The sequence below is a fragment of the Candidatus Schekmanbacteria bacterium genome, from assembly GCA_016219965.1.
Taxonomy (GTDB): domain Bacteria; phylum Schekmanbacteria; class GWA2-38-11; order GWA2-38-11; family J061; genus JACRJM01.
The window spans coordinates 411,071-429,024 of the sequence record JACRJM010000007.1; the positions used below are offsets into that span (position 1 = coordinate 411,071).

The 17,954-nt window shown below is 43.2% G+C and carries 16 protein-coding genes; all 16 read right to left on the bottom strand.

Annotation, left to right across the window (positions count from 1 at the left end; all coding sequences use genetic code 11):
* Positions 1-24: 24 nt before the first annotated feature.
* Entirely contained in the window at positions 25-1,509 is a 1,485-nt protein-coding gene (locus HZA77_10345) for a glycosyltransferase family 39 protein (GenBank protein ID MBI5375824.1), read from the bottom strand.
* Between the two features lie 130 nt (positions 1,510-1,639).
* On the bottom strand, positions 1,640-2,881 hold the full coding sequence (locus HZA77_10350) for a lipoprotein-releasing ABC transporter permease subunit (GenBank protein ID MBI5375825.1): 1,242 nt from the start codon (positions 2,879-2,881) through the stop codon (positions 1,640-1,642).
* Positions 2,882-2,902: 21 nt separating this feature from the next.
* Positions 2,903-4,117, bottom strand: coding sequence for an ABC transporter permease (locus HZA77_10355; protein MBI5375826.1), 1,215 nt, complete (start codon positions 4,115-4,117; stop codon positions 2,903-2,905).
* A gap of 3 nt (positions 4,118-4,120) precedes the next feature.
* On the bottom strand, positions 4,121-5,620 hold the full coding sequence (gene lysS, locus HZA77_10360; GenBank protein MBI5375827.1) for a lysine--tRNA ligase: 1,500 nt from the start codon (positions 5,618-5,620) through the stop codon (positions 4,121-4,123).
* 61 nt (positions 5,621-5,681) lie between these two features.
* A protein-coding gene (gene prfB / locus HZA77_10365; GenBank protein MBI5375828.1) for a peptide chain release factor 2 occupies positions 5,682-6,771 on the bottom strand; the annotation gives its coding sequence in 2 pieces (ribosomal slippage) (positions 5,682-6,728 and positions 6,730-6,771; 1,089 coding nt in all).
* A 38-nt stretch (positions 6,772-6,809) separates the two neighbouring features.
* Complete coding sequence (locus HZA77_10370; GenBank protein ID MBI5375829.1) at positions 6,810-7,604, bottom strand: phosphatidate cytidylyltransferase; 795 nt, start codon at positions 7,602-7,604, stop codon at positions 6,810-6,812.
* A gap of 30 nt (positions 7,605-7,634) precedes the next feature.
* Positions 7,635-8,342, bottom strand: coding sequence for an isoprenyl transferase (locus HZA77_10375; protein MBI5375830.1), 708 nt, complete (start codon positions 8,340-8,342; stop codon positions 7,635-7,637).
* A gap of 123 nt (positions 8,343-8,465) precedes the next feature.
* Positions 8,466-8,633, bottom strand: a complete 168-nt coding sequence (locus HZA77_10380) for a 4Fe-4S binding protein (protein ID MBI5375831.1) — start codon at positions 8,631-8,633, stop codon at positions 8,466-8,468.
* A gap of 42 nt (positions 8,634-8,675) precedes the next feature.
* Positions 8,676-9,233 carry a ribosome recycling factor gene (frr, locus tag HZA77_10385; GenBank protein ID MBI5375832.1) on the bottom strand — a complete coding sequence of 186 codons (558 nt, stop codon included), beginning with the start codon at positions 9,231-9,233 and terminating at the stop codon, positions 8,676-8,678.
* Between the two features lie 4 nt (positions 9,234-9,237).
* Positions 9,238-9,960, bottom strand: a complete 723-nt coding sequence (locus HZA77_10390) for a UMP kinase (GenBank protein MBI5375833.1) — start codon at positions 9,958-9,960, stop codon at positions 9,238-9,240.
* Between the two features lie 39 nt (positions 9,961-9,999).
* Entirely contained in the window at positions 10,000-10,599 is a 600-nt protein-coding gene (gene tsf / locus HZA77_10395; GenBank protein MBI5375834.1) for a translation elongation factor Ts, read from the bottom strand.
* Positions 10,600-10,731: 132 nt separating this feature from the next.
* On the bottom strand, positions 10,732-11,541 hold the full coding sequence (gene rpsB, locus HZA77_10400) for a 30S ribosomal protein S2 (GenBank protein ID MBI5375835.1): 810 nt from the start codon (positions 11,539-11,541) through the stop codon (positions 10,732-10,734).
* Between the two features lie 126 nt (positions 11,542-11,667).
* Positions 11,668-12,126, bottom strand: a complete 459-nt coding sequence (locus HZA77_10405) for an NUDIX hydrolase (GenBank protein MBI5375836.1) — start codon at positions 12,124-12,126, stop codon at positions 11,668-11,670.
* Between the two features lie 2 nt (positions 12,127-12,128).
* Positions 12,129-14,960 (bottom strand): pyruvate, phosphate dikinase, encoded by a 2,832-nt coding sequence (locus HZA77_10410; GenBank protein MBI5375837.1) that lies wholly within the window; start codon positions 14,958-14,960, stop codon positions 12,129-12,131.
* A 16-nt stretch (positions 14,961-14,976) separates the two neighbouring features.
* Positions 14,977-17,082: a glycine--tRNA ligase subunit beta gene (locus tag HZA77_10415; protein ID MBI5375838.1), complete on the bottom strand. Its 2,106-nt coding sequence runs from the start codon at positions 17,080-17,082 to the stop codon at positions 14,977-14,979.
* Complete coding sequence (gene glyQ / locus HZA77_10420) at positions 17,075-17,953, bottom strand: glycine--tRNA ligase subunit alpha (GenBank protein ID MBI5375839.1); 879 nt, start codon at positions 17,951-17,953, stop codon at positions 17,075-17,077. Before glyQ ends, HZA77_10415 begins: the two co-directional genes overlap by 8 nt.
* Position 17,954: the final 1 nt, after the last annotated feature.

Here is a 17,954-nt window from a genome sequence, read left to right on the forward strand (position 1 = left end):
CCTAGAGTTTTCAACATTATTTCTTCATAGCTTGAAAATAATTATTTTTGTGTCTTGATAGCTGATTAGATACTTCGCAGCTAAAAATTTTCCAATAGGGCTAACTTTTAAAAAGTTTTTACTATTATTTTCTTTTTTCTCAAAGGACATCACAAGAAATGCCGTGCCATTATCACTATTGTGCTTAATCCATTTCTTATTTAGCTTGCTTAAGGAGTGATGGACTGTCTTTCTTTCACAGTAATACGTAAACTGAACCCACCTCGGTTTATCATTTACAAAAGCAACAAGTGAATCCCGCTGTGCTATTCTCTGTGTTATCATACCTGCCTTGAGAGTTTGCTCGGAATGGAGCCTGTAATAATTTTTCACATAGACCGGAACAAGACAACAGAAAAAAAACAGAATTACTGCGACAAATGCAGTCCGGAACCGTTCGTATTTTCCAGTTTTCTGAAAGAAAACTGAAATCCAGCCAGCAGAGTAGTATATAAAAGCACCGATCATAATTGAAGCCGGCACCATAAGAGGAACCTGATAATAATTATGCTTCATGCTTCCACGCGCAAACATGATAATAAAGACAAACATCCCGACCATCCATGCTTTAATATACCCTTGCTCCGGCTTCTCTTTTCTCAAAAAAATTCCACCTGCAAATAATAATAAACCAAGGGGAGTTAACGCATTCAAAAACATCTCAAAGATTGTAAGATAGAAACGCGGATCAATCAGAATATGAATATCAGCAAAACGCCAGGTGCCGCTCCCTTCGCTTCCGAAGATAGTTATCCCGCTCCATTTATAAGTCCAATAAGAATGTAAATACCATAAGATATTTGGAACAAGGACAATGATGGAGAAAATGACAGCTTTAGAGCTCAACAATCTTCTCTTCCTGTACCAGATGTATGCAAGCGGGATTGCAAGATATACTGCTGCCATAAGCTTTATCAACAATGCCAGGCTTGCTGCAACCGCCGAGAACAGGAAATATCTGTTTTTCTCTTTTTCACTCCACATTATGGAATAGAAAATTGAACATGTGGTGAAGAAAGAGAGCATCGGTTCGGGTATAAAAGCCCTGGTGAAAAAAAGATTGAGAGGAAGTATGGAGAATGAAAAAGAAGCTAAAAGAGCTATTTCCTGATTCCATAACTTCCTCGTAAGCTTATAGATAAACAATAAAGTTATGGTAAAAAAAAAGATTGATATCAATCTTCCCAAGTATTCATTTACACCGAAAAGCTTATAAAGCAGGGCAACAGCATAAGGATAAATAGGAAATTCTGTTTGTGCGTAGCCGGAAGATTTGCCTGCCCAGTCAACCTGAGGATAGAGAAAATTCATCCCATTATTAGAAAAATTCCTGGCTATCATAGCTCTGTTCGTTTGTCTCCAAGCATGTTCATCTGCAATTGGATTGTCGATGCAAATAAAACGTATAGAAACAGAAAAGATGATAATCAGAATAAGAGCATAATTTGCTTTTTCTCTTGTCAGTAACATTATTTATTTTTTATATGCTAAAATTTAGACTTCACAAATCAATATTTGCTGGAAATATTTTTTTACATTATATTTGATTCTAGTTTACACGGGAATCACAAAGATAAGCGGAATGACATTATTTTTTGCACTAATCGAAGCGCAGCACCTCCGCCGGATTAAGCTTCGAAGCATACTTAGACGGATAAAGCGTAGAAAGAAATGAAAGCGCAAGGCTTGAAACAATAATTAGTGCCACTGTGAGCGGTTCAACATCAACCGGTATTTTAGAGGTATAAAAAACCGTGTCATCAAGCTTCACTATCTCATACTTTTCGAGCAGAAATGAAAGTAAGAGTCCCAGCCCTGAACCTGCAAATGTCCCTATAAACCCTGTAAGCAGACCTTCAATCATGAATATCCTCATTATCTCGCGGCTTGATGCGCCAATTGATTTAAGGATTGCCACATCACCTCTTTTCTCGATAACCATCATTATTAGAGTATTCGCCACATTGAAGACTGCCACTATGACGATTAAAAGCAGGATTGAAAACATGGCTATCTTTTCAAGCTTAAGCGCCGCGAAGAGATGTTTGTTCATCTCCTCCCATGTGCGCACCCTCATATTTTGTAGTGAACCGGAAAGCACAGAGGCTGTCTCACCAGCGCTGAAGATATCCTTAAGCTCTATATCAATATTCGTTACAGAGTTTGAAATGCCGAGCAGGTCGCGTGCATCATTTATATCTATATAGGCGGTCGCCATGTCATACTGATAAATGCCGCTCTGGAAAATTCCTTTTACGCGGAACTTCCTTACCGTGGGCACATTGCCAAAAGGGGTAACTCTTCCTTCGGGAAGCATTATGCGCACCATGTCGCCAGTTGAGACTGCAAGGCTTCTTGCAAGTTCCCGCCCCATGATTATTCCTTTATCATTTCCACTATTATTTTCAGAAGACTTGATGCTCTCTGCAATTGCCGAAGACGTTATCTTCTCTATTCTCTCCCTGCTAAAAGCATCAGAAGAATCAATACCTGTGAGCTCAAGTCCCGTTGCACCTGAAATACTTAAAGCCATAGCCTGTGTCCTTATGACCGGATAAACTCCCTTTATGCCGCGAAATCCCTTTGCTTTTTTAACAACATCTTCCCAGTGGTCTATCAATCCTCCGCCCGACTTCTGTATCATGATGTGGGGTTGGGCAATCAGAATCTTTTCCCTTAAATCCCTCTGAAAGCCGTTCATCACGGAGATTATTATTATGAGGGCCATGACGCCTATAGTTATTCCAAGGACCGAGATAAGGGAAATAGCAGAGAGAAGCCTGTTCCTCTTCTTTCCCTTAAAATATCTCAAAGCCAGAAAAAGATCGCATCTAAAACTCACGGTATGTTCCTCCTGCTAATCCTATTCATATCTTAAAAGCTCGACAGGGTTAAGTTTTGAAGCCTGCCACGCAGGGAAGAGGGAGAAAAAAAGGCTCACTGCAAGAGAGTATATGGATATGAGTCCGAAAGTCACAGGATTGATTGATACAGGAAGAGTCTTTAAAAAATAAACAGTATAGTCAATCTTTATGAATGGATAGACCTTAAGCAGATAACAGCATAGAAGTCCTATGATATTCCCTGCCACCGTACCGCATATGCCTATCACCGCTCCCTTTATCAGAAAAAGCTTTAGAAGGGCACGCTTTGAAGCGCCTACAGATTTTAAGACTGCTATGTCGCGTCTTCTTTCAAGGACGCTTATGAGAAGAGTGCTCATTATGTTGAATGACGCAACAACAAGGATTAGCATTACTATTATGAAAAGCATTACCTTCTGCACATAAAGGGCTGAAAAAAGATTGCGGTTCATCTTGCGCCAGTCGTTCATGTGATAGGGAAACGGGAACTTTGCTGACAGGGGTTCCAGGATAGAAGCGACCTTCTCTGGGTCATCAAGCCTTATCTCAATTGCAGAAGCCTTTCCTTCTGCGCCAATTATGTTTCCTACGGTATCTATATCACCGTAGGCAAGGTTCAAATCCCACTCGTACATCCCGCTTTCAAATATGCCCGCTACAACAAATGTGAATACTCGCGGCATGACAGTGCCTCCTCCCATTCCACGGGGAATAAGGCAGTTTACTTCGCCTCCCGGAATAACGCCCAGCTCATCAGCCAGTTCCTTTCCGAGGATTATCTTTTTCGCTCCTCCTGTAAAATTCTTATCAGCAAGATCAAGCCTTGAGAATTTCCTTATTACGTCAAGATAGGAAGGCTCCACTCCTTTAAGCACTATTCCTCTTTTCCCCTTAGAAGTTGAAAGCATTGCCTGAAGATAAAAAAATGGGTCAGCCCGTGAGACTCCGGGCTCGCTTGATATTGTGTTTGCAACATTCTGATAGCCGGAGATTAATCCGTTATCCGCTGCTTTGAACATGATTATATGGGAATTGGATCCGAGGATCTTGTTCTTCATCTCCGCCTCATAGCCGTCTATTACTGAGATGACTATGAGGAGTACGGCAACGCCGAGCGCAACACCAGCCGCTGACACAATGGTGATAATGGAAAGGAACCTGTTCCCCTCTTTTCCTTTGAGGAAACGAAACCCGACAAAGGTTTCAAATGACATGGCTTAATTCTCAGGCTTTAGCTGCGGGAAAAATATCACATCCCTGATTGACGGGGAGCCGGTAAGTATCATTACAAGCCTGTCTATCCCTATTCCTTCTCCGGCAGTGGGAGGCATCCCGTATTCAAGGGCCCTTACATAATCATGGTCCATCTGATGAGCTTCTTCGTCTCCCTCCTGTCTTTCGCGAACCTGTTCCTGAAACCTCTCGAACTGGTCAATAGGATCGTTAAGTTCGCTGAAAGCATTGGCAAGCTCAAAGCCGGCAATGTACAACTCAAACCTCTCGACTATCGTTGTATCGCTGTCCTTCCTTCTCGAAAGAGGAGAAACCTCAACAGGAAAATCATAGATGAATGTCGGGTTGATAAGCTTTGGTTCAACGACAGTCTCGAATATGGAGAGTATTATCTTCCCAAGCGTAGTTCCTTTTTCAAGTTTTATGCCAAGTTCACCAGCCTCGGCAGAAGCAGACCTAATGTCAGAAAGTTTTTCTCTTGTTATCCCGGTATGCTTTTCTATAGCCTCGAACATGGTCATTCGCGTCCACGGTGGAGAAAGGTTTATCTCATTTCCTTCAAAGGGAAATTTCAAATCATCAGAAATAGTCTTAGCCACTGTTGATATGAGACGCTCCGTAAAATCCATGAGCCCTGTATAGGTCTGGTAAGCATGGTAAAATTCCATCATTGTAAACTCAGGGTTGTGATGGGTGGAAATACCCTCATTCCTGAAGTTCCTGTTTATCTCGTATATCCTGTGAAAGCCTCCTACCACGAGCCTTTTCAAATAAAGCTCGGGCGCAATGCGGAGATAAAGGTCCATGCCGAGCGCGTTGTGATGTGTCTTAAACGGACGCGCTGCCGCACCTCCCGGGATAGACTGCATCATCGGAGTCTCAACCTCAAGGAAGCCGCTGTCATCCATGAATTTTCTTATATTTTTTATGATAAGGCACCGTTTCTCAAAGACCTCTTTCACTTCCGGATTTGCAATCAGGTCAACATAACGCTGGCGATAGCGTATCTCAATATTCTTTAATCCATGCCACTTTTCAGGCAATGGTCTCAAACTCTTAGTGAGAATCCTTACCTTTGTACACCATATGGTAAGCTCCCCTGTCTTTGTCCTGAAGACCTTTCCCGTTGCACCTACAAAATCTCCGATATCAAAATATTTTTTGGCAAACTGATAGTCTTCTTCTCCAAGGTCGTTGAAGCGGAGCATTATCTGGATTTTCCCTGATGAGTCCTGTATATGGGCAAAGGTGGTTTTCCCCATGACGCGCATGGTCAAAATCCTTCCTGCAACAGAAAGCGGTGGGCTGACATCATCCGACTCTTCAGGTTTCAAATCAGCATATTTAGCTACAATGCCGCTTACCAGAAGGTCCGAGACAAAATCATTAGGGAAGGGATTTATCCCCTTCTCTCTGAGCTCCGCAAGCTTCTCTTTGCGTTTCGCTATCAGTTCATTTTCTTCAGTCACTACTTTTTCTCCCATGAATAAAATGAATAAATTTCTTCGCTGTATTTTAACTTATTTGCAGATCAGATAAAACCAATTACCCTTGCTTATTTCCTGAAAACTTTAAAAGGTATGTGTCTATAAACTTGTCTAACTCTCCATCAAGGACAGCGTCAGCATTGCCTGTTTCAACGTCAGTGCGGTGGTCCTTTACCATCCTGTAAGGGTGGAGCACATAAGACCTTATCTGGCTCCCCCATGCAATATCTTTTTTCTGGCTGTGGAACTCGTCCATCTTCTCTTTATCCTGTTCAAGCTTCAGCTCATAGAGCTTGGACCTCAATATCTTCATCGCCGTAACCTTGTTCTGATACTGCGACCTTTCGTTCTGGCAGGCGACAACTATATTGGTAGGAAGATGGGTTATCCTCACCGCAGTGTCTGATTTGTTTACATGCTGGCCTCCCGCACCTCCTGCCCTGAATGTATCAACTTTGAGTTCGTCATCCTTTATCTCGATCTCAGCATCATCTTCAATTTCTGGAATAACAAATACGGACACAAAGGAAGTGTGACGCCTTTTATTGGCATCAAAGGGAGATATCCTTACAAGCCTGTGTACGCCGCTTTCAGCTTTAAGATATCCATAGGCATACTCTCCCTTGATGGAGATAGTTGCGCTTTTAACACCCGCCTCTTCTCCGGGGAGCATGTCGTTTATCTCGACCGAATATCCTCTTCTCTCTGCCCATCTTATGTACATCCGCATCAGCATCTGCGCCCAGTCCTGCGACTCGGTGCCGCCTGCGCCCGGGTGAATGGTTAGAATGGCATTGCTTGAATCATGCTCACCCGAGAGGATGAATTTGAGTTCGCTTTTGGAAAGTTCTTCTTCAAGTGCGGCTATCTCAACGGCAAGCTCTTTTTCCATGACTTCATCAGGCTCGCTGCGCACAAGCTCGTAGAGTTCTGAGGCATCCTTGTATCTTCTCCAGAGTTTGTCCCATTCCTGGACAACCCTGTCTATCCCTTTTCGTTCAGCAAGGATTTTCTTTGCCCCCTCCTTGTCCTGCCAGAAATCACCGGTGCCTATAAGGCCCTCAAGCTCTTCAAGACGGATTTTCTTGGATGGGAGGTCAAAGATGCCTCCCGAGATCATCTATTCTGCGCGCGATGTTCTCTATCATCTGTATTGTGCCGTATTCCATAAACTGCTAATCCCTTCTCATCTTAAAAATATTATACATATATACCATACAGGCGCTGTAAAAAGAAGCGCATCTATTCTGTCGAGTATCCCTCCATGCCCGGGGAAGATTGAGCCTGAATCCTTTACCCCAACACCTCTTTTAATGATTGATTCAAGAAGGTCGCCGGCAGTGGCTGAAACGGAAATCGCTATTCCGAAAATAACGGCCTGCCACAAGGCAATTATGCCGATCCCCCACCATATGAGGAAAGCCGCAATAGTCAGCAATATCCCCCCCATGAGTCCCTCAATGGTCTTGTTAGGGCTTATAAGAGGAGCAAGTTTTCTTCTCCCGAATTTTTTCCCGGCAAGATAAGCGCCTGTATCGCTTGCCCATGTTGCCATGAGGAGTATGTATATGAAACTCAACCCGCCGTCTATTCTTCTGATGTTAATCAAACATCCAACAGGGAAAGTTATATAAACAATGCTGAACAGGGAAAAAACAACGGAATAAACAGAATTCATAGGGCCTTTGTAAAAAACCATCTTCAGAACCGAGACGATTATGACGCATAAAAAATATGAAAGCAGGACAAGCCATATTCTTCCGCTGTAAAAACCATAACAGGCTCCGACTCCGCATAACATGACCGGAGCTAAAGACAGATCAACTTCAAGATTCTTAAAAAGGGTCTTTAATTCATAAAGAGAAATGATGCTGACCAGGGTGACAATAATGGAAAATACCGCAAAGCCCCCAAATTCAAGGAGGAGCATGAGCGCTGCCACCAATATGAGGGCTGTCGTGTACCTTCTGATTTCGCTCATAGCGCGATGATTTCTTTTATAGGTGTAATATCAGTATATGAAAACTTTTTTCTTTTCCTGTATCTGTTCACCTGTGAGCCCGAACCTTCTTTCTCTCTTTTGATAATCCTCTATGGCGGCAAACAGATGCTCTTTTTTAAAATCAGGCCAGAGGACTGGAGTGATCCATATCTCAGAGTACGCGGACTGCCAGAGAAGAAAATTGGATATCCTCATTTCCCCGCTTGTGCGTATCATAAGATCCGGGTCAGGAAGCCCGGCAGTATAAAGGTTGTCCGTTACCTCTTTCTCATCAATATCGGAGACATCAATTTCTCCATTTTTGACCCTTGCAGCTATCTTCTTTATGGCATCAACTATCTCTGCGCGGCTGCCGTAGCTCAACGCGAGATTTAATATCATCCCATTGTTAGATGATGTCTTTGAGATAACGTTATCGAGGATAAGCCGTACATCGGAGGGGATAAGCTCAAGTCTGCCGGAAGCGATGAGCCTCACATTATTCTCCTGCATCTCTTCAAACTCTTCAATGAGGAACTGTTTTAAGAGCATCATGAGAGCCTTCACTTCGGCACGGGGTCTTTTCCAGTTTTCAAGTGAAAAAGTATACAGCGTCAGGACATCCACATTGAGTTCCCGGCATGTCATTACGACAGTCCTCACGGTTTCCGTAGCACGTCTATGACCCTGGATGCGGTTGAGCCTCCTTTGCTTTGCCCACCTTCCGTTCCCATCCATAATAATAGCAATATGTGACGGGATTTTCCGCTCTCCTTGCACTTTCTCAGTCCCCCATAAAGAAAGTCAAAAAGGGCGAAGAAAATTCAACCTTCTTCGCCCTCCTGATATATTTGCCTTGCTTCACGCCCCTGGCTTAATAGCATCAACCGGGCAAGACTCAACACATGTAGCGCAATCCGTACATGAATCATTGATTTTATATACATCTCCAGCTTCTTCGATAGCCTGAACAGGACATACCTCTGCACATGTCCCGCATGCGATACATTCATCTGTAATTACGTGCATTGCATTTCCACCTCCTTCCAAATATCTTTTAAATTAACAAAATCAAAACTTCATTATTTCATCTTCTTTGTTCTTCAGAATATCATCTATTTTTTTAATATATTTGTCTGTCAGCTTTTGCATCTCATCATGCGCTCTGGTGTAATCATCTTTAGAAATTTTACTATCTTTTTCAAGCTTTTTAAGTTTCTCGTTCCCGTCCCTTCGTTCATTCCGGACTGTCACCCTTTCACGTTCCGCTATCTTTCTCACAAGCTTTACAAGTTCATGCCTTCTTTCCTCGGTAAGCTCAGGAACAGGCAGACGTATGACCTTGCCGTCACTGCTCGGTGTAAGCCCGAGGTCTGATTTCATTATCGCCCTCTCTATCTCGGGAATGACAGTAGGGTCCCAGGGTTGGAGAACGACAAGGCGGTTCTCAGGGATAGATATGGTCGCTACCTGATTAAGGGGAGTCCGTGTGTTGTAGTAGTTGACTTTTATTCCCTCAAAAAGGGTGACGCTAGCCCTTCCTGTCCTCACTCCTCCAAACTCCTTGACAAGAAAATTAAACGACTTTTCCATTAATTGTTCTACTTCATGCATGACTTCTTTATACATGGTATTACCCCTTGACTAATGTCCCTACACTCTCGCCTTTTATTATCCGCTTGAGGTTTCCGGGTTTGTTAAGGTTAAATACAACAATGCTTACGTCATTATCCATGCAAAGCGACACCGCTGTTGCATCCATTACAGCCAGTCTTTTCTCAAGCAGCTGGAGATATGAAAGGGTTTTGAACATCTTCGCTGATTTGTCTTTCATGGGATCGGAAGTATAAACTCCGTCCACCTTTGTTGCTTTTAGTATTATATCAGCCCTGATCTCAATGGCGCGCAGTGATGCGGCTGTGTCGGTGGTAAAAAAGGGATTTCCTGTGCCTGCTCCGAAGATGACAACTCTTTTTTTCTCAATATGCCTTATGGCGCGTCTTCGGATATAAGGCTCGGCAACATCCCTCATCTCTATGGCAGAAAGAACACGGGTAAAAACACCAACATTCTCAAGTGTGCTTTGAAGTGCAAGGGCATTTATTACTGTGGCAAGCATCCCCATATAGTCAGCGGATGCACGGTCTTCCATTTCATGGGCTGATGCGCTGACTCCGCGGAAGATATTCCCTCCACCCACCACAATGGCAATCTCAACACCAAGCTGATGGATGCCCTTTATCTCTAAGGCAATCTTCTTTATGCATTCAAGGTCAATACCATAACCTTTAGTGCCTGCAAGGATTTCCCCTGAAAGCTTTAGAAGTATTCTCTTATATTTTACCTTTTCAGGCATAAAAAATTATGATGGGGTTACCCTAATGAATCTTAATCTTCAGCTCTCTTCGCCAAGCTGAAAACGAACAAAACGTTTAACAGAAATATTTTCGCCTGTCTTGGCAATGATGCCGTCAATAATATCCTTAACGCTCTTTTCAGAATCTTTTATGAAAATCTGGTCAATAAGACAAACCGATTCATAATATTTTTCCAGTTTCCCGTCGGCAATCTTATCCAGTATTTTTTCCGGTTTCCCAGACTCTTTAGCCTGTTCAATGTAAATCCGTTTCTCCTTTGCCAGCTCTTCAGCGGGAACATCATCTCTTTTTACATACTTTGGTGTAGCAGCAGCGATCTGCATGGCAAGGTCCTTCACAAGTTCCTGAAACGCCTCGGTTCTGGCAACAAAATCAGTTTCGCAATTCACCTCTATGAGTACGCCTATTTTACCGCCTGCATGTATATATGAGCCGACAAGTCCGTTGGAAGTTGCCCTTGCAGACCTTTTCTGAGCTGAAGCAAGACCTTTCTTCCTCAGAAACTCGATTGCTTTTTCAAAATCTCCGCCGCTGTTCTCAAGGGCATCTTTGCAATCAAGCATACCGGCGCCTGTTTTCTCTCTTAGTTCCTTAACTGTGCTTGCTGATACTGCCATCTTTATCTCCTGATCACATTTATCTGAAAATTGTTAATTGAAATCTTAACTGTCGTTAGAGTATTCCTGAAGAAATTCAGGATGTCCTGGCGGTTACATTTTCATAAAAGCAGAGCTGATACAATACACTCTTTATTCAAAATCGCCCACACCTTTTAGCTTTTCTGTCTCCTCAATCTCATCAGTAATTTCATCTGCAATACTGTCCGCCTGCACAGCATCAGCTTCCTTTTTTTCCTCTTCGAAGGTTCTTTCAGTGATAAAAGTTCTTCCCTCAAGGACAGCATCAGCCATTTTCGATGAAATAAGTTTTATTGACCTTATGGCATCATCGTTACCGGGGATTATGTAATCAATGAGATCAGGATCGCAGTTAGTATCAACAAGGCCTACAATCGGTATCCCCATTGTTTTGGCTTCATTGACCGCTATTCTTTCTTTCCTCGGATCTATAACGAACAGAACATCAGGGAGCCTATCCAGAGTTTTTATACCGCCGAAGTAGCGTTCAAGCTTGATACGTTCCCTCTCAAGCTTTATCGCATCTTTTTTCGACATTGCTTCATAAATGCCCGCTGATTTCATTTCTTCTATTTCATTAAGTTTTTTTGTACTTTTCGATATGGTCTGGAAGTTTGTGATTGTACCGCCAAGCCATCTTTCCGTTACAAATGAACAGCCGGCCCTTTCAGCTTCTTCCCTTATAATAAGGGATGCCTGCTTCTTAGTGCCGACGAAAAGGACATTACCGCCTGTTGCAACAGTATCTCTCACGAATTTAAAAGCTTCTTTAAAAAGCCTTAAAGTCTTCTGGAGATCTATAATGTAAATATCATGCTTTGCACCGAAAATGTATTTCTTCATCTTCGGGTTCCATTTTTTTGTCTGGTGTCCGAAATGCACACCGCTTTCAAGAAGGGCTTTCATAGAGATTGTACTCAAAAACTGACTCCTTTCTTTATAGTCTAGTTAAAAGGTTGCTTTTCTGCTAACTAATCTAAGTTAAAGTTTTAATCCTGTATCCCTACCACAACGATATTTTTTTGCAAGTAAAAATAGAGCCTTTACTCAGTATGCTCCGTTAAAATAGTCTTCCAGTATTTTCCCATGGTCAAAAACTATCGGACTCGGAAGGGTGTTAGAGCTAAAGAGACATGCCTCCTTGGCATCGCTGTCGGCCTTGAGTTTTCCCCCCATTGCCCTGGCTATGAAAACAGTAGATATGTTGTGCTGTCTTTCATCCCGCAATGGGTCTGAATACGTATGGAACTGCCTTATAAGTTCAACATCAAGAGATGTCTCTTCTTTGGCCTCCCTTACAGCACATGCCTCAAGGGATTCCCCATAGTCGAGATAACCTCCGGGGATTGCCCATCCTACAGGAGGGTTTTTGCGCTTAATAAGCACAATCTTCTTTTCCCCTCCCGCGCCAGCCACCTCTATTATGATGTCAACCGTCGGTACGGGATTTTTAAAAAGCTCTACTTTCCCGCCACAATCCGGACAGCATATCCACTTCTCTGTCAATTCTATTTCTTCTCTTTAAGCGTTGCCTGTGCAGCAGCAAGCCTTGCGATAGGCACCCTGAAAGGCGAACAGCTTACATAGTCAAGCCCTATCTTGTTGAAAAACTCTATTGAATCAGGGTCTCCTCCATGTTCACCGCATATGCCTATCTTTAATGTATGCTTTGTGGAACGCCCTTTTTCTACCCCTATGCGGACAAGTTCTCCCACACCGCGCTGGTCTATTGTAGCAAAGGGATCCTTATCCATGATCCCTGCTTCCATATAGTATTTTAGGAATTTCCCTGAATCATCGCGTGAAAAGCCGAGAGTTGTCTGGGTCATGTCATTGGTTCCGAAGGAGAAGAATTGCGCCTCTTTAGCAATCTCATCAGCCGTAATAGCCCCGCGGGGAAGCTCTATCATTGTCCCTACAAGATATTCGATCTTGACCTTCTTCTCTTTCATTACCTTTTCCGCTTCATCAACAACTATCTGTTTCTGGGCTTTAAGCTCTGAAACATTGCCAACGAGCGGTATCATTATCTCAGGGACTACATTTATCTTCTCCTTTGCAAGTTCACAGGCTGCAAGAAATATTGCCCGTGCCTGCATCCTTGTGATCTCAGGATATGTTATGCCAAGCCTGCATCCCCTATGCCCCAGCATCGGATTGAACTCATGGAGTTCTTCGACTCTCTCAAGGAGAGACTCTTTTTCTTCTATCTTTGACTTGTTCTTCTTTTCTCCAAGAGCCTTTAAAGTTGCAACCTCAACCATGAGCTCTTCGCGCTTGGGAAGGAATTCATGGAGCGGCGGATCAAGGGTCCTGATAGTCACAGGCATCCCCTTCATTTCTTTGAATATCCCGTAGAAATCCCCTTTCTGCATGGGGAGGAGTTTTGCAAGTGATTCCATATAATCCTTTATTGAGGAACGGTATTCTGTCTCAACTTCCTTGATATTGTTCTTTATCTCTTTTGCTTTTTCATTGTTTGATTTTTCAAGCTCTTTTTTAAGTTCCTCTAATATATCAATCCCTCTTTGTCCTTTTGCAGCTGAAAGTATCATCTTTACAACGATAGGTATCCTTTTCTCTTCGAAGAACATATGCTCTGTCCTGCAAAGTCCGATTCCCTTTGCGCCGAATGCCCTTGCCACCATCGCATCAGTCGGGGTATCTGCGTTTGCCCTTACATTCATCCTCTTTACTTCATCTGCCCATGTGAGGAGTTTGTCAAAGTAACCGTATATCTTGCTTTTTTTGGCATTCAATTTTCCGGTTACAACCCTGATAATCTCAGATGGTATGGTAGGCATATTTTCAAGGAACACTTCGCCTGTCGTACCTTCTATTGAGATAAAATCTCCCCTTTTCTTATGCATTCCGCCAATGGTGAGCTTTCCGGCTTTAATATCTATCTGAAGCCCGCCGCATCCGACAACACTGGGCTTTCCCATCTGTCTGCCGACAACAGCCGCATGTGAGGTCATTCCTCCGGTTGCAGTCAATACGCCCTCTGAAACATGCATTCCATGAATGTCATCAGGAACTGTTTCCATCCTGACAAGGACGATTCTTTTCCCTTTCTTTGCCCATTCAACAGCCTCTTCAGCGGTGAAAACTATATGGCCGGCGGCAGCACCCGGAGATGCCGGAAGACCCTTGCCTACAGCTTTTGCCCTGGCTCGTTTTACAGGATCAAAAACAGGGTGAAGAAGCTGTTCAATGGCTGAAGGATGAATCCTTCCCACAGCTTCCTCTTTTGTTATAAGTCCTTCTTCAACCATATCAACTGCAATCTTTACCGCCGCAAGACCAGTCCTTTTCCCGCTGCGTGTCTGAAGCATGTAGAGTTGTTTATCCTGTATGGTAAACTCAAAATCCTGAATATCCCTGTAATGTTTCTCAAGCCTTGAAGTTATCTCCCTGAGCTCGCCAAATGCCTGAGGCATTACTTTTTTCAGTTTCTCGATAGGCTGGGGGGTTCTGATTCCTGCCACGACATCTTCTCCCTGTGCATTGACAAGGAATTCCCCGTAAAATTCTTTCTCACCTGATGCAGGGTTCCTTGTAAAACCAACGCCGGTCGCAGATGTGTTCCCGAGGTTTCCGAATACCATTGCCTGCACATTGACAGCAGTACCGAGGTCTTCAGATATGTTATTAAGCTTCCTGTAGGTCTTTGCCCTTGGGTTGTGCCATGATTTGAAAACCGCTTCAATCGCCATTGAAAGCTGTACCTTGCAGTTTTGAGGAAAGATAATTCCTGCAACCCGTTTTATCTCTTTCTTGTAATCCTTTACGATTTCCTCAAGGTCAGAAGCCGTAAGATCAACATCAAGTTTTATTTTTTTTGCATTCTTCTTTCTCATGAGTATATGTTCAAAGACATCCTTATCTATTCCAAGAACCACGTTCCCGAACATCTGGATGAATCGTCTGTAGCTGTCATAGGAAAAACGTTTGTTGCCTGTCCTGGAAACAATGCCGTCAACAGTCTTATCATTTAACCCGAGGTTCAGTATTGTATCCATCATACCAGGCATGGAAAACTTGGCGCCTGAACGAACTGAAAGCAGCAAAGGAGATTTTTCATCCCCAAGTGTAGAGCCAAGCGAATCTTCGAGCTTTTTCAATGCCTCGTCAATCTCCCACCTTATCCTCTGGCTGAGCGTCTGGTTGCTCTCGTAGTAGCTTTTACAGACCTCAGTCGTTATTGTAAAACCTGGCGGAACAGGTATTTTTGCATTTGTCATCTCTGCGAGCCCCGCACCTTTTCCACCGAGCAGGTCCTTCATTCCGCCAGTACCCTCGGCCTCTCCATTACCAAAAAAATAAACATATTTTCCCATGCTCTCCTCCAAAAATTTAATTATTCTTACCAGGAGAAATCTGCCTGAAATCAGCTATATCTGAAAAAAGCCTGACAATACGCCGCAAGATATTGAGGCGGTTGTTCTTTAACGCCTCATCTTCGGCCATGACAAGCACCTCATCAAAGAACCTGTCAATATCTTCTTTAATACTGCACACTATCTTAAGTGCTCCGTAATAGTCAAACACAGCAAGTGCTGTGCGGCTTTTATTTTCCACCCTCTCTACTGACGCGAAAAGAATTTTCTCACCTTCGTCCGTTAACAGTTGAGCCTTTACAGAACCCTCTCCGCAATCCCCCTGAGGTATAATTCTCATGGCTCTTTTAAAGGCAATTGAAAGAGACTCAAACCAGGGTTCAATCCGAAGTCTTTCAAGCGCTTCAACTCGTTGCGTAGCATCGTTAATATCATCGAATCTCGCGGCAATCACGGAATTTACTATATCAGACCGGTAATTTTTAGAATCAAGGATATTCTGGTATCTTGTCATGAAGAAGCTTTTCATCTGAGCTGCTGCCTCTTTCTTTTTCCCGTCATCAATGCCATAAAAACTGAGTCCTGCATCGATCAATTCATTGATATCCACAGAAAAGCCTTTTTCTGCGATTATATTGATTATGCCGATGGCAGCACGCCTTAATCCGAATGGGTCCTCTGAACCGGTGGGTATAAGTCCAATCGAAAAACATCCTGAAATGGTGTCTATCCTGTCTGCAATTGCAAGAACTGCTGACTCTGGAAAACCGGGGAGACTGTCAGTTGAAAAACGGGGAAGGTAATGTTCAAACACTGCATCGGAAACTTTCCGCACCTCTCCCTGCCGGAAAAAGTATTCCCGTCCCATAATTCCCTGAAGCTCAGGAAACTCTTTTACCATATCAGTTAAGAGGTCGTTTTTGCATAATAAAGCCGCTCTTTCGCAAACTGATGAATCAAAATTCTGAGAAAGATTTTTTATTATACCAGATGAAAGCTTTCCTGCAATTCCTTTAATGCGATGCACTTTATCATAGATGCTGCCGAGCTTTTCAAGGAATACAACCCGCTTTAATTCATCAATCCGTTCTGCAAGAGGTACTTTTAAATCTTCCTCGAAAAAGAACATTGCGTCTGCCAATCTAGCACGAAGCACCCGTTCATTGCCATTTTTAATATTCCCGGAAACATCCTTGTCCCTATCATAGGTTGCGGCAAAGGCATTGAGAAGGCGTCCTTCTCCATCTTTTCCGGTTCCTTTAACTGCAAAATACATCTGCTGTTTCTGCATGGGGCACAAAAGGACTTCGTCAGGGAGAGCAAGATATTTTTCAGGAAAATGACCTGCAATGACGCCCGGGTATTCAGCCATATAGGTTAAAAGATTTAGAAGGTCTTCATTCTCAACAAGTGTCCCCCCTGCTTTTATCGCAGCATTGTGGAGATTCTTATTAAGGATTTCTTTACGTTTATCCTGATTCAGCATCACTCCTGCTTTTTCAAGTTTTTCAGCATAATCTGCAAAGCTTGAGAATTCTATTTTCTCCGGTGCAATGAACCTATGTCCATACGTGGCATTGGAACTTACAATATCTTCTATGCTGAAGGAGAGAACATTCCCGTCGAATATGGCTGCTATCCATTTTAAGGGACGGACAAACCTGAAATCACCATCACCCCATCTCATTGTCTTGGAAAAGCTGATACCGCAGATTATGTTCTTTGCAATTTGAGGAAGAAGCTCTGATGTTGGGCTTCCCTTATAGAATTTTCTTGCACAGAGGACTTTTCCCTTGGGACTGTCTATGATTAACAGATCTTTAACATCAACCCCCTGTTTCTTTGCAAAACCATGAGCCGCCTTTGTTGGGTTCCCTTTATCGTCAAAGGCTATGCTTGCAGGCGGACCTGAAATCTCCTCTTCACGGTCTTTCTGGGTTTGCACTAAATCCGAGACATGAAGAGTGAATCTTCTGTGAGTTCCGAATGTATCAACCTTACCAAACTCTATGCCGGCTGCATTTAACTCTTTTTCTGCAAGAGATTTTATCTGCAAAAGCGCATCAGGCATAAAGCGCGCAGGGATGTCTTCAGCCCCTATCTCTAAAATGAATTCAGCCAATTTTCTTCCTCAGCAACGGGAATCCTTTTGTTTCTCTTCCTTTAACATACCCTTCAGCGCACTTCCTTGCTATTCCCCGAACTCTTGCAATGTAACCTACCCGCTCGGAAACGCTTATGGCTCCGCGCGCATCAAGTAGGTTAAAGACGTGTGAAGTTTTTAGACAATAATCATAGGCAGGAAGAACCAACCCCTTTTCAGTGAGACGAAGTGCTTCTTTTTCGTACATGTCAAAGAGAGAAAAAAGCATGTTGACATCAGCTTCTTCAAAATTATAGGTGGAAAATTCCACTTCCGAGGCAGAATGGATATCTCCATACTTAATGCCATGTGCCCATTCTATGTCGTAAACGCTTTCAACTCCTTGTAAATATGTAGCAATTCTTTCTACGCCATAGGTTATCTCGACAGAGACCGGATTAAGATCTATCCCACCAACCTGCTGAAAATATGTAAATTGAGTTATTTCCATCCCATCAAGCCAGACTTCCCATCCTAATCCCCATGCTCCAAGTGTAGGAGACTCCCAATCATCCTCAATAAAGCGTATATCGTGGGATGAGATATCAATTCCAAAGGATTTTAAGCTCTCAAGATATATGTTCTGGATATCAGAAGGGGATGGCTTCATAATAACCTGAAATTGATAATAGTGCTGAAGGCGGTTGGGATTCTCGCCGTAGCGTCCATCAGTTGGTCTCCGGGATGGCTCAACATAGGCAACATTCCATGGCTCCGGACCCAGGACTCGCAAAAATGTGGCTGGGTTGAATGTACCGGCGCCCACTTCAATGTCATAGGGCTGCTGGATAATACATCCTTGTTTTGCCCAGAAATGCTGAAGGTTAAGTATTAATTCCTGAAAAGTCATT